Raw genomic sequence first — 12,778 nt, forward strand, 5'->3', positions numbered from 1 at the left:
CTGTCATCACGCCGTTTCCGTTTGATCTTCGAGCATGGCCGCAAAGGCGGCGGGTGCTTGCTGGTAGAGCGCGTGCCCGGCACCGGGCACGAGAATGTAACGACCGCGGTGACGGGGCGGGACAGCACCGTAGGCCCTGAAGGCCCCGTCGGGCGGTGTCACCACGTCTTCCGCGCCCACGACCACGTCGGTGGCGACGGCGAGCCGCTCGATATCGTCGAGCAGACGCCCGGAGGCCAGCATCCGCGCTGCCTGTCCGTAGCCGGGCATCGTCACCGCCGACATCCCGTCGGTCACCTGCGCCACCAACTCGGGATTGGCCTGAGGCGCGTGCACCAGTCGCGGCGCGCGCGCCTTTGCGAAAGCGACCGGACCCATCCGCTCCAGATCGTCGATCCGCGCCTGGGCGGCCTGGCTCAAGGCCGCGCCGCGCGGCACGCCGTGGCCCAGCGCCGGCGAAGCAAGTACGAGCCGGGCCACCCTGTCGCGATGGCGCGCGGCGAAGGCCGCCCCGGTGAGCGTGCCAAGCGAGTGACCCACAAGCGTCACCTCAACCAGGCCAAGGGCATCGAACACGCCGAGGAGCGCGGCGGCATAATCGTTTGCCTCCGGCCAAGGCTCGGACAGCGGCCGCGATGCCCCGTAGCCCGGAGCATTCCACGCGATCACGCGGGTCTCAGGCGCAAGCTCCGAAAGCAGCGACGTGAACGACGCGGCCCGCGATCCGATGCCATGCAGCAGCACGAGCGCCGCACCGGCACCCGGCCGTTCGAGCACCTCGATCCCGTTCACGTCATGGCGGTGCCAATCAGTCATGAGAACACGAAGCCGTTGTTGACCGGCAGCACCTGCCCGGTGAGTGTCAGCGCCCCCTCGCTGAGCAGGAAGGCGACCACATCGGTAATCTCTTCCGGCCCCTGCGGACCCGGCACGGCGCGCCCCTCGGCATAAAGCCTGTGGCGCGCCTCGGGCACGTAGTCGGTGCTTTCGGTGGTGAGGATCCCCGGCGCCACGGCGGTGACACCGATCCGGTCCGGGCCAAGCTCGCGGGCGAGCGAGCGGGTCATCGCCATCACCGCCCCCTTCGAGGCGACATAAGAGATCAGGTTCGGCGCGCCCCAGAGCGCGGTGTCGGACGCCATGTTGACCACCCGCCCCGAGCCCGAGGCGCGCAGGAGCGGCGCCGCCGCACGCGTCATCAGCCAGGTCCCCCGCACGTTGACCCGCTGGACAAGGTCGAAGGTTTCGATCTCGACATCCTCAAAGCCGATCCCGCCGATCCCGGTGGCAATGGCGCCGTTGTTGACGAGCCCGTGCAACGCGCCGCCGGTGATATCAGACAGGGTCACCGCGAGCGCCTCGATCGATGCCGGATCGCCGAGATCGACAGGCAAGAAGGTTGCGCCCAGCGCCTCCGCGGTGGCGCGTCCTTCGTCCTCGGCGATATCGGCGAGGATCAGCGAGGCCCCGGCCGCGGCCAGCGATCGGGCGATCTCGGCCCCGAGGCCGCGCGCCGCACCGGTCACGAGTATATGACGCCCGTCCAGCCGCATCACTCCGCCGCCACCTCGGCAGCCTTCATCTCGGCTTCGACCTGGGCTTTCGCAGCCCGGGTAAGCATCTGCCGCAACCGGCTCACGCCGAGGTCATGCTGGTAGAGCATCTCCCGCTTGCGGGCGTCGTCGGGCATGCCTTCGAGCATCACCCGGTCCTGTTCGAGCACGTTCCAATGGTTTTCCTCGAGCTGGGCGCGATAGAGGAAGCGCCAGCTTTCGCGCGCGGTGCCCTCAACCTCGCGCAGCCGCCAGAAGAACACCTTGGTGGTGCGCGCGTCGATCGGTGTGACAAAGCCGACGATGCGCATGAACCCACCCGGCCCCGCCGCCGGCGGATAGGGAATGTCGAGGAAACAGAACATGTTGCCGGGATGGATCTCGAACTCCGACCAGTCGAAGTTCTCGCCTACCTGGCCCACCCGCTCGACCCGGAAGCCGTGTTCGGTCTTGTCGAGCTTCATCAAGTCCTGTTTCGAACCATAGGCCAGGGTGAAGCTCTCGGCATGCAGGTAGCAGCCGTGCATCGGGTCGGCGAGGTTGTCGAGCGCGTAGCGGTGGTTGGTCTCCCAGATCGAAGTGCAAAGGAAACCGGTCCAGCTGTCGCTGCGCAGCTCTTTCGGCATCACCAGTTCGGGCGGCTCCGGCTGGTCGACCGACGGAACATAGACGAAAACCGCGTCGTTGCTCTCGGTCACGGCGTAGGAGGTCAGCGCCTTGCGACCTTCCAGCGCGCAATCGGGCATCGCCGGCACCCGCTCGACCACCCCTTCGCCGTTCACGATGACGCCGTGATACCGGCAGCCGATATTGCCACCATGGATCTCGCCATAGCTCAGCGGCGCGCCGCGGTGGGGGCAGAAATCCTCGATACAGGCAATCTTGCCGGTGCCATCACGCCAGAGCACGATCTTCTCGCCAAGCAGCCGTGCGCCATAGGGCCGCGTTGTCTTGATCTCGACCGATTTGGCCACCGGGTACCATTGCCCCTTCAGGCCTTCGTTCACCCGATTTTCAATGAGCGATTTCTTGTCGGTTGCAGTCATGATTTGTCTCCCGTAGCCCCCTTGGCGATCAGTGATCAGCCTTGGGAAGGTAATGCAGAACCCGTTCCTCGATCCGTTCGAGCGCGGCGTAGAGCACGAAGCCGATCACGGTGAGCAGGATGATGGCGTTGAAAACCATGGCCGCGTTGGCCTGGCCCCCGCCGTAGGAAATCAGGTAGCCGAGACCGGTGTTGCCACCGACCAGTTCGCCGACCGTCACGCCGATCACCGCCAGGGTCGACGCGATGCGCAGGCCCGCCATCAGGTTGGGCAGAGTCGAAGGCATCTCGACCTTCCAGAAAATGCCCATCCGGGTAAGATTGTAGGCACGCGCGAGATTTACGAGGTCGCGGTCGACGGTGCGCATCGCCTGCAGCACGTTGACCAGCACCGGGAAGAAGACGATCAGCACCGTCACCAGCAGCTTCGGCATCGAGTTGTAGCCGAACCACATGATGAACAGCGGCGCGAAGGCGACCTTGGGAGCAATCTGAAGCGCGAGAATGTAGGGCGACAGCACCTTTTCCCAGAAGGTAGACATGCCGAGCAGGTAGCCCATCACGGCACCAAGCAGGCTGCCGATCAGGAAACCGATCAGCGTCAGGAGCGCGGTCGAGGTGACGTGGCCAAGCAGACCCTCGTTGGTCCACATCCGTTTGAGTTCGATCATCGAATCCGACAGCGTCGGGATGATGAACCGCGGCACGTCGAGCGCGGTCGGCAGCACTTCCCAGGCAACCAGAACAAGGATGAGGATAGCGGCGCTCGTCAGCTTGGTGGCATGGGTGCGAAGCATCGAGGGGCTCCTTCTGGCGGATCCGGCCGCGGGGGGTACCGGGGCCTTCACGGCCCCGGTCGTGTTTTGTGCTGCGTCGGTCATTTGACGAAGTCGTTGGTGTAGAGCTCGTCGACCGGCACGGCGGTCTGGACGATGCCGCTGTCGAGGTAGAAGTCCTGCACCGCCGCGATCCGCTCGGGATCGAAGGCACCGAGCGGCTGGTTCTCGCCCTCGGGGTAGATCAGCGTTGCATAGGACCGCATGATCGCTTCGATCTGCGCTTCCTGGCCTTCGTGCTGCTGCACCATGCCGACGTAGTCCTTCGCCGCCTGTGCCGGGTCGGCCACGATGTCGCGGATGCCCTGCAGTACGGCATTCACGAAGCCATCGACAACTTCGGGACGCTCGGCAATGGTTTCGTCCGAGGCGATGATCGCCTGCGCCATGGCGGGGAAGATCGTGTCGACCGGGGTCTGGCCCATCTCGACGCCGGCACCCTCGATCGCCGCGATCCACTCCGGCACACCCGACATGCCATCAAGGTCGCCCGAAATGTTGAGCTGGATGATCCCGCCCGAGCCGACCGCCTGGATATCGACGTCATCCTTGGAAAGCCCCACCGAGGCGAGCACGCCGAGCAGGTTGTAATAGGTGGTATCCTGGAACGCGAGCACACCGATCGACTTGCCTGCGAAGTCTTCCGGCCCGGTGATGCCGCTGTCGGCCCGCCAGGCAAGCTGGGTCAGGCCGCGCCCGCCGAGCAGGGCAACGCCGCGGATCGGCAGGCCATTGGCGCGCACGATGATCGGGGTGTCGCCGATGCCGCCACCGAGATCGGCGTTGCCGAGCGCCACCTGGGTGGCCACATCGGCCCCGCCCTTGCCGACCTGAAAGGTCACGTCGAGCCCGGCGTCTTCGAAGTAGCCCTTGCCTTTCGCCAGTTGGAACGGTGCGAAGGCGGGCAGGAAATCGGGCGCGGGGAAAAGGTAGGTGACCTTTTCCTGGGCGAGCGCCGCACTGGCTGAAATCGCGAAAGCCGCGGCGGTGATGGTCTTGAGTAGAGTTTGTTTCATGGTTTTTCCCTGTTCAGGCTGCTTTTTCTTCGAGTTTGAGATGCTTGAAGAGCTGGGCGGCATAGTCGCCCACTTCCGGCATGAGGCGCCGCTTGATCGGCTTGTCGCGGTGCGGCAGATCGACCGTGATCTCGGCGATGATCTGGCCGGGACGTTCGCTCAGAACCAGGATCCGGTCCGACATCAGCACCGCTTCCGAAAGGTCGTGGGTGATCAGCAACGTGGTCTTGCCGGCCTCCTTGATCGTGCCGGCAAACGAGTTCTGAAGCAGAAGCTTGGTCTGCGCGTCGAGCGCCGAGAACGGCTCGTCGAGCAGGATGATTTCGGGATCGATCGCGAGGGTGCGGGCAAGGGCCGCGCGTTGCCGCATGCCGCCCGAAAGCTGGTAGGGAAAGTGATTCTCGAAGCCCTCGAGATGGCAATGGGCAAGCTCCCGCATCGCCCGTTCGCGGCGCTGGGCGCGCGGAACGCCGCGGGATTCGAGACCGAACTCGATATTGTGGATGATGCTCCGCCAAGGCAGCAGCAGGTCTTTCTGGAGCATGAAGCCAACATGGGTGTTGGGCCCCGTCACCCGCTCTTCGCTCACCAGCACTTCGCCTTCCGTCGGCTGGTAGAGCCCCGCGGTCATTGAAAGGATGGTGGACTTGCCGCAGCCCGACGGCCCGACGACCGAGACGAACTCGCCTTCCTCGACCCGGAAGCTCACGTCGTCTACCGCCAGCAGCGAGCCGCCGTCGCGCCCGCCGAAGCTCTTCGAGACGTGGCGGAACTCAAGCGCCATAGCCGTGCTCCGCATAGGCGGCGTCGAGCGCGGCGTTGATCCCCGCAAGCTCGGCATCGAGTTTTTCGGCCGTCCAGTCCGACGTGCCCGAAAGCGGCGCGACGATCCCGCGCTCGGTCAGGGCCTCGGCCACGGCATCGAAGCTGTGCGTACCGGAGCCGTAGATATCCATCAGGGCCGAGGCGAGCGCCTTTTCCGCCTCTGTCAAATCACGCCCCCGGCACTGGTGCGCCAGCGCCGGTCGTCCGGTATCATGCGCCCGTTGCGAAAGCCTGTCCCTGAAAGCGTCCATGTCTCAGCACTCCCTGTTTCGTGCATAGTTCATATTTGCACACTTTGTTCAAATACGAGTTTGGCGGGCAGGTGCGCTTCGAGTCAAGGAATATTTGCAGCTTCGGCGTTGAGTGACCGCGCGGACGGCAAAGGAGTTGACGTTCCGCGATCATCCGACGATTATTCATAATTGAATGATTTGTTCTTTTTTGAACATTTGTCAGGAACAGGGAGAAGATGACATGACGAAACTCCGGATTGCAGTTGCCGGCGGCGGCGTTGGCGGCATGACGGCGGCAATCGCCTTGCAGTCGCTCGGTCACGACGTTGAGATTTTCGAACAGGCTCAGGCTTTTGGCCGTGTCGGTGCCGACGTGAACCTGACCCCGAACGCCGTACATGCGCTTGACGGACTCGGTGCCGGTGTCGGCGCAGAACTTCGCAGGACCGCCGCCCGGCCCGAATACCGAATCAGCCGGATGTGGGACGACGGCCGCGAGACCTCGCGCCTGCCGATGAGCACCGCCGCCGAAGAGAAGTGCGGCGCGCCACAGTTGACCATTCACCGGGCCGACATGCTCGCCGCGCTCGAACAGGCACTCGCGCCAGGCACGATTCGTTTCGCCACGGCGGTGACGGGTTTCACCGAAGATGGCGGCAAGGTCCGGCTTGCCTTCAAGGATGGCAGCACCAGCGAGCCGGCCGACGTGCTGATCGGTGCCGACGGGATTCATTCCGTGCTGCGCACACAGATGTTCGGCGCCGACGCACCCCGCTTCACCGGCCTCGTGTCCTGGCGGGCGGTCGTGCCGCGCGATGCCGTCGCCGGGCTCGACAACCTCGACAGCTTCACCAAGTGGTGGGGGCCCGAGGCGGAGCGCCAGATTGTCACCTTCCCGCTCAGCCGTGGCGAGGAGATCTTCATCTTCGCCACCACCGGCGAGACCGAATGGGAACAGGAAGGCTGGACCCTGCCCGGCGATCCCGCCGAACTGCGCGCGGCCTACACCGATTTCCATCCCGAGGCCCGTGCCCTGCTCGACGCAGTGGGGGAGGTGACGCGCTCGGCCCTGCACGTGCGCGAGCCGATGCCGCGCTGGTCGGCGGGCCGCGTGACCATTTTGGGCGACGCCGCGCACCCGATGGTGCCGTTCATGGCCCAGGGTGCCTGTATGGCGATTGAAGACGCGGTGTTGCTCGCGCGCGCCCTCGACGACCGCCCCGACGACGTGCCCGTCGCCCTTCGCCTCTACGAAGACAGCCGGCGCGACCGGACGGCCGCGGTCCAGCGCGGCTCGCTGGCGAACGACTGGCTCAAGCAGGGCGGCAATGCCGACTGGGTCTATGGCTACAACGCCTGGGCAACTTCGCTAGGTGCGCCGGCGATGACCTGAGCGAGACAATCGGCGCAGGCCATGAAAGGGCGCGCGGCTTCGGCCAGGTGCCCTTTTCTTTTCCTTCGCAGACAAAAATGGGCCGCCCCGCCGGAGCGGAGCGGCCCAGCCTGCCCATGAGCGAGGGTCAGGCGGCTTCGTATTTCACGCCATCGTCGTTGGCGGTGCCGATCACGGCCCAGACCGTGGCTGCACCGGCGCCGTTGTTGCGGAACCAATGTGCTTTTCCCGCGGGCGTTTTCACGAGGTCGCGCGGCCCGAGCTCGACCTCGACCTGCTCGCCGCCGTCTTCCCACCCGACGGTCAGCGAGCCTTCGAGCACGAGGTAGGCGTCTTCCACATCCCGGGTGAATGCCTTCACGCCCACGCGGCTCGGGATGCCCCACATCTCCTTGCGGCAGGTGTCGTTGTCGATCCCACCGGGGCCGACATAGACCTTGCGAGTAAAGCCCGCATCTTCCCAGATCGTCGGCAGCTCGGCGTGGCGCACCACGTATTTGCCCATCATCTGTTGCAGCGGATGGTCGCCGAGGGGATCGAACGGCATGGTCTTGCCCGGTTCCGCCCCGAAGCTGCGGGCCAGTTCGGGCGCGTGATCTTTCGGGTGGTAGTGATATTTCGGCGGCAGTGGCTTGCCGACATCGACCGAGATCGACATCAGCACCGGCTCGACTCCGTCGACCCGGAAGCCATGGCCCACCTCGCGAGCGTTCAGGATCATGTCTTTGGGACCGAGATTGACCTCGACCACCTCGCCGTCACGCTCCCAGCCGACCACCAGCGCGCCGTTGATGATCAGGAAGCTCTCCTCGATCTCGTGGCTGTGGCAGGCGGCATAACGGCCCGGCTCCTTGTAGATCAGCGATAGCGTGAAATGGTCGGGCTTCAGCGTCGAGGTATCGCCAACCTTGGGTGAGCCCCCTGCCCCGATGTAACGCATCTGGGCGCGTGCCAGCTCGTCGAACCCGGCGTTCGACGGGAAGGCGTTCCAATCGAAGGTCTTGTCGGTGAAGCGGCCGACGTGGGCTTTCAGGTCTTCGGCCAGAGGGTTTGGCGTTCCGGCTTGGCTATTCATTGGTCAACTCTCCTGTGTCCTGTTGCGCTTGTGTCGATGGAATCGGGGTAGCCGAGTTGCGTTTTGCACTCCATACTCCGTTTTATGGACAAAACACCCGACCCGGAATTTGACCGATACCTCGTCCCCGGCCTGATGCGCGGCATGCAGGTTCTGGGTGCCTTCACGCCGGACCGGCGCGTCCTGAGCCTGAGCGATATTGCCCGCGTCATCGGCCAAAGCCGTTCGGCGACCTTCCGGACGGTCTACACGCTCACCCACATGGGATATCTGCTGCACGACGAGCGCAACAAGACCTACAGCCTTGGCCCCGAGGTGATGCGCCTTGGCTACGGCTACATGGCCAATCGCGAACTGGTCGAGATTGCCATGCCCGAGCTTGAACGGCTGCGCGACCGCACGGATTGGTCAACCCACCTCGGGGTGCGCGACGGGCCGCGCGTGCTCTACATGCTGCGCGCCCCGAGCCGACTGGGCATGGGCAGCATCGTCCACGTCGGCAGCCGGTTGCCGGCGGCGAGCACGACGATGGGGCGGGTTCTTCTTGCCGCGCTGGACGACGAAACGATAACCGCCCTCTATCGCGACGCGGCACCGGCGGTCTCGGGCGGGACCGTCCTCGGGCTTGCCGACATTCTCGCTCGGTCTCGACGCGACCGCGCGGCGGAAACGGTTGTTCAGGTTGGCAGTTTCGAGGCTGGCGTTGCCTCGGCCGCTGCCCCGGTGCGCGACCTTTCCGGCAACGTGATCGCGGCGATCAACGCCACGCTGGCCACCGAAACACGCTCCAGCGTTCCCGAGGAGGTCAGGCGGGAAGTCCATGACACCGCGCGCCGGATTTCGCATCTCCTGGGCAATGCCTGAGCAATAATCACCGTGGCGAAGCCCTCAACCGGATCCGCGCCTCTCCCGACCGGAGATCTGGCGGAAAACACAGGCATCACACGATCCGGTTGCCAGGGGGCAAAGCGCCCCCTGGCTTCCATGTCTCAACCGCGGTCGGCCATGTAGCGCTGAAGGAAGACGGCGCTATAGGCGTGGGCGTTTGCCTCCCAGGCCTCGATACTCTCCAGAACGCGGGCGGCGTCGGCGCTGGCGGTGCGGGTTTCCTCTTTCACCTCGCCCCAGGCGGTTTTCATGGCCGAAACCACCTCGTCCGGGAAGGCGAGGAATTCCACGCCGTCCTCCTGCAATTGCGCCATGGCCGTCACGTTGAACCAATCGAACTGGCCCATCGTTTCCATCGCGCTTTGCAGCGCCGCGGCCTCGACGATCGCCTGCAGGTTGGCGGGCAGTTCGGCGAAGGCATCGGTATTGACGATGATCTCAAGCCCGGCCGAGGGCTCGGCATAGGCGGGCACGTAGCACAGGTTGGTGATCCGTTGCAGACCGAAGGCCTGATCCAGCATCGGGCCCACCCATTCGGCGGCATCGAGGGCCCCCGACTGCATGGCCTGGAAGATCTCGGGCGCGGGCATCAGCACGGCATTGACACCCAGCTTGCGCATGACCTCGCCACCCAGACCGGCGATGCGCATGTTCAGGCCCTGCAGATCGTCCAGCCCTTCGATCCGGCTCTTGAACCAGCCCCCGGCCTGCACGCCGGAATTGCCGGAATAGAACGGCTTGAGGTTCCGCTCGGCGTAGATCTCGTCCCAGATTTCCTGCCCGCCGCCCCAGCGCAGCCAGGCGTAGTGCTCGGTCGCGGTCAGGCCAAAGGGCACGCCGGTGAACCAATGCGCGGCGGCGGTTTTCGAGGCGGCGTAATAGGGTGTGGAATGCCCGATCGGCACGTTGCCCTGCTGCACCGCGTCTTCAACGCCGAATGGCGGAACCAGCTCGCCTGCCCCGTAATGGGTCAGCACCATCTGCCCGTCGGACATCTTTTCCACCAGTTCGGCAAAGCGCGCGCCGTTGGTGCCCACGCCCGGGGCCGCCTTGGGGAAGCCCGAAGGCATGTCCCATTCGATCCGCCCCTGGGCCACCGCTGGCGCGGCCAGTGCCGCCGCCCCGATGCCCGCGCCCGAGGCCAGGAAAGTTCTGCGTTTCATGTCGTCCTCCACAGTTGGTGTCAAAACTCTGATGATTATTGAAAGAACAGGCCCGGAAGCCATGTCGCCAGCGCCGGAAAGGCAAACAGAATCGCCAGCGCCAACAGTTGCAGCAGCACGAAGGGTATCACACCGCGATAGATGTCGAAGGTGGTGATCGTCGGGGGGGCCACCGACCGGAAATAGAACAGGGCGAACCCGAACGGGGGCGTGAGAAAGCTGGTCTGCAGGTTCATCGCCAGCAATACCGCGAACCAGACCGGCGACACCTCCCCCATCAACACGGCGGGGCCCAGCAGCGGCACCACGATGTAGATGATCTCGACCGCGTCCAGAATGAAGCCCAGAACAAACACCACCGCCATCACCAGCAGCACCGCGCCGATTTCGTCTCCCGGAAGGGCGTCCATCAGGTGGGCCACCGTCTGGTCGCCATGCAATCCCCGGAATACCAGGGCAAGCATAGAGGCCGCGATCACGATGCCGAAGACCATGCCGGACACCTTGATTGTCTCGACCATCGCCTCGCCCGCCAGCCCGCGCTGCCACAGGCGCAGCACCGCGGCCAGCGCGCCCAGCCCGATCACCACCGCGGCCAGCGCCGCCAACATCCCGGCAGGCGTGTCCAGCGCCGCGCGGTCGAGCCCGGTCACACGCAGTCCGACAAGGGCGAAGGCCGAGACCCCCGCCAAACCGATCAACCAGCGTTCCACCCCGCGCACCTGGACGAACGCGGCCATCAACAGCGCGCCCACTGCGCCCAGCCCCGCCGCCTCGGTCGCCGTGGCCACCCCGCCCAGGATCGACCCAAGAACCGCCAGGATCAGCAGCATCGGCGGCAGAAAGGTAAACGCCACCTCGGAGGCCGAAACCGGCTCTCGGGGCGCATGTGCCGCACCCGACACGGGGCGCACCGACACCGCCAGCCAAAGCGCATACAGCCCAACCAGCAAAAGCCCCGGCAACAACGCGCCGGCGAACAGATCGGCCACCGAAACCGCGTCCGGCGCGAAATTGCCCGCGCTCTGCTGCGCCTCCAGATAGGTATTGCCGATCTGGTCGCCCAGCAGAACCAGCACGATGGACGGCGGCACGATCTGGCCCAGCGTACCCGACGCCGTGATCAGCCCCGCCGCCTGACGGCGGTGGATGCCCGCCTCCATCATCGGCTTCAGCGCGATCATCACCAGCATGACGATGGTGGCCCCGATGATCCCCGTCGATGCCGCGATGACGGTTGAAAACAGCAGCACCGACAGCGCCATCCCGCGCGGGCTGCCGCCCATCAGCCGGGCCAGCACGCGCAACATCCGCTCGGCGAGACCCGACCGTTCCAGCACGACGCCCATCAGCACGAACAGCGGCACGGCCATCAACAGCGTGTTGGTCATCACCCCCCAGACACGGGCAGGAAACAGGCTCAGCAGACTCAGGTTGAAAAAGCCGAATTGCCCTGCGATCCAGGCGGTGGCCAGCGGCACCCCGGCGATCGCCAGCATGGCAGGAATGCCCGAGAGGATCGCGGCGAACAGGCCCAAGAACATGGCGATCAAGACAAGTTCCTGGGGGCTCATTCGCGGATCTGTCGCTTGTTCTGCCGGGAACCGCGCGGGGTCAGCAAGCACGCCAGCCCCTGCAGGATCATCAGCGCCGCAGCTATGGGCAACGCCGTGCGCACGAGATAGAGGCCGCCCAGTCCGCCCGGAGTCACCGCCCCCTCGCCGATGTCCCAGGCAAACACGATATCCCGCCACCCGGCCCACACAATCAGCCCGAACAACGGAAGGATCACCAGAACCCAGGCCAAGGCGTCGGCGGCGCGCAGATAGCGCGGGCCCAGACGTTCGGAAACCACCTCGACGCGGACATGCGCTCCGCGCGCCAGTGCCAGCGGCAGGGACAGGATCAGGAACACGGCAAAACCGTAGCCCGCGAGGTCCTGAAACTTGATCGACCCCGCACCAAAGCCATAGCGCAACACCACGTTCAGCAGCACCACGGCCGTCAGAACCGCGCCAGCCATTGCGCAAAGCGCAAGCGTCACACGGTCGAGCATGTCACACACGGACAGATAAAGTCTGATTGCAGCGTTTGTCACCGGCCACCCCTTCCCGGTCCATGCAACAAGTCGGCGCAAGTGCTGTCAAGGGCAGCGAGGCTCCCAGACCAGCCGACTTGTCCATTTGCGCCGGGTTCACGGGAAGATTGCCTTGAACCGCCGCCCGATCAAGTGCGTCCGGGAGCAAGCGATGCCTGCGGCGCCTGCGTTTTTCGTATCCTTGCCGAACGCACCGCGCCCGCTTTCGCCGAACGGCCTTGGCTTCCGGTTTCACACGCCGGCCGACGAAGCGGGACTCCCCGCTTCCCCGGCCCAGAGGCCGCGCAAGGCCGCGCCGCATGCCGCTTGGCGATGCTTCGCTCCCCGGTGCCGTGACGGTCAGACAAATATCACCGGTTCGGGATCGGCCCGCTTGACGGCGGTGCCGCGGGCAAGGCGGATATCCTCGCTCGGCGCCCCGATACGTTGCCCGTGTTCGCGGATCGCCTCGCGGTCACTGGCCTCGTAGATGCAGACCGATCCGATCCGGCCATCTTCCTCGGTCACCGCGTAACTGCGGATCCAGCGCAGTCGGTCCTGCATCTCTTCACCGACCTCAAGCGATTTCCTGTTGGTCTCCGCAAGCTCGTCTTCATTCGACCAGATGCCGTGGCGGCGGATGATGTAGAGTTCCATCTTTGCCTCCTTCTTGG

The 12,778-nt window shown here is 65.3% G+C and carries 14 protein-coding genes; 2 read left to right on the forward strand and 12 right to left on the reverse strand.

Annotation, left to right across the window (positions count from 1 at the left end):
* Positions 1 to 6 precede the first annotated feature (6 nt).
* From B9Y97_RS04340 to B9Y97_RS04370, 7 genes are all read right to left on the reverse strand, one after another.
* Entirely contained in the window at positions 7 to 816 is an 810-nt protein-coding gene (locus B9Y97_RS04340; RefSeq protein WP_085525595.1) for an alpha/beta fold hydrolase, read from the reverse strand.
* Entirely contained in the window at positions 813 to 1,553 is a 741-nt protein-coding gene (locus tag B9Y97_RS04345) for an SDR family oxidoreductase (RefSeq protein ID WP_085525596.1), read from the reverse strand. Before B9Y97_RS04345 ends, B9Y97_RS04340 begins: the two co-directional genes overlap by 4 nt.
* Positions 1,553 to 2,599 carry an aromatic ring-hydroxylating oxygenase subunit alpha gene (locus B9Y97_RS04350; protein WP_085525597.1) on the reverse strand — a complete coding sequence of 349 codons (1,047 nt, stop codon included), beginning with the start codon at positions 2,597 to 2,599 and terminating at the stop codon, positions 1,553 to 1,555. Before B9Y97_RS04350 ends, B9Y97_RS04345 begins: the two co-directional genes overlap by 1 nt.
* 28 nt (positions 2,600 to 2,627) lie before the next feature.
* Positions 2,628 to 3,395, reverse strand: a complete 768-nt coding sequence (locus B9Y97_RS04355) for an ABC transporter permease (RefSeq protein WP_139828223.1) — start codon at positions 3,393 to 3,395, stop codon at positions 2,628 to 2,630.
* Between the two features lie 80 nt (positions 3,396 to 3,475).
* Positions 3,476 to 4,450: an ABC transporter substrate-binding protein gene (locus B9Y97_RS04360; RefSeq protein WP_085525599.1), complete on the reverse strand. Its 975-nt coding sequence runs from the start codon at positions 4,448 to 4,450 to the stop codon at positions 3,476 to 3,478.
* Positions 4,451 to 4,463: 13 nt separating this feature from the next.
* A complete protein-coding gene (locus B9Y97_RS04365) occupies positions 4,464 to 5,234 on the reverse strand; it encodes an ABC transporter ATP-binding protein (RefSeq protein ID WP_085525600.1) in 771 nt (256 codons plus the stop codon).
* The gene (locus tag B9Y97_RS04370) at positions 5,224 to 5,526 is read right to left on the reverse strand and encodes a recombinase-like helix-turn-helix domain-containing protein (RefSeq protein ID WP_085525601.1); all 303 of its coding nucleotides are present in this window, start codon (positions 5,524 to 5,526) and stop codon (positions 5,224 to 5,226) included. Before B9Y97_RS04370 ends, B9Y97_RS04365 begins: the two co-directional genes overlap by 11 nt.
* Positions 5,527 to 5,749: 223 nt before the next feature.
* On the opposite strand from B9Y97_RS04370, the gene B9Y97_RS04375 reads away from it, so the two are divergent.
* Positions 5,750 to 6,901, forward strand: coding sequence for an FAD-dependent monooxygenase (locus B9Y97_RS04375; RefSeq protein ID WP_085525602.1), 1,152 nt, complete (start codon positions 5,750 to 5,752; stop codon positions 6,899 to 6,901).
* 127 nt (positions 6,902 to 7,028) lie between these two features.
* Here B9Y97_RS04375 and B9Y97_RS04380 read toward each other — a convergent pair whose 3' ends face one another.
* The gene (locus B9Y97_RS04380; protein WP_085525603.1) at positions 7,029 to 7,976 is read right to left on the reverse strand and encodes a cupin domain-containing protein; all 948 of its coding nucleotides are present in this window, start codon (positions 7,974 to 7,976) and stop codon (positions 7,029 to 7,031) included.
* A gap of 84 nt (positions 7,977 to 8,060) precedes the next feature.
* Between B9Y97_RS04380 and B9Y97_RS04385 the strand changes: the two genes are divergently transcribed.
* Complete coding sequence (locus B9Y97_RS04385) at positions 8,061 to 8,840, forward strand: IclR family transcriptional regulator (protein WP_085525604.1); 780 nt, start codon at positions 8,061 to 8,063, stop codon at positions 8,838 to 8,840.
* A 125-nt stretch (positions 8,841 to 8,965) separates the two neighbouring features.
* Here the strand turns inward: B9Y97_RS04385 and B9Y97_RS04390 are convergent, their stop codons facing one another.
* The 4 genes from B9Y97_RS04390 to B9Y97_RS04405 form a co-directional block, all read right to left on the reverse strand.
* The gene (locus B9Y97_RS04390) at positions 8,966 to 10,027 is read right to left on the reverse strand and encodes a TRAP transporter substrate-binding protein (protein WP_085525605.1); all 1,062 of its coding nucleotides are present in this window, start codon (positions 10,025 to 10,027) and stop codon (positions 8,966 to 8,968) included.
* Between the two features lie 35 nt (positions 10,028 to 10,062).
* Positions 10,063 to 11,571: a TRAP transporter large permease gene (locus tag B9Y97_RS04395; RefSeq protein WP_254900964.1), complete on the reverse strand. Its 1,509-nt coding sequence runs from the start codon at positions 11,569 to 11,571 to the stop codon at positions 10,063 to 10,065.
* A gap of 26 nt (positions 11,572 to 11,597) precedes the next feature.
* Positions 11,598 to 12,083 carry a TRAP transporter small permease subunit gene (locus tag B9Y97_RS04400; RefSeq protein WP_085525607.1) on the reverse strand — a complete coding sequence of 162 codons (486 nt, stop codon included), beginning with the start codon at positions 12,081 to 12,083 and terminating at the stop codon, positions 11,598 to 11,600.
* Between the two features lie 381 nt (positions 12,084 to 12,464).
* Positions 12,465 to 12,761: a nickel-binding protein gene (locus B9Y97_RS04405; protein ID WP_085528104.1), complete on the reverse strand. Its 297-nt coding sequence runs from the start codon at positions 12,759 to 12,761 to the stop codon at positions 12,465 to 12,467.
* Between the last annotated feature and the right edge of the window lie 17 nt (positions 12,762 to 12,778).

This window comes from Maritimibacter sp. HL-12, assembly GCF_900177545.1.
GTDB lineage: Bacteria > Pseudomonadota > Alphaproteobacteria > Rhodobacterales > Rhodobacteraceae > Sinisalibacter.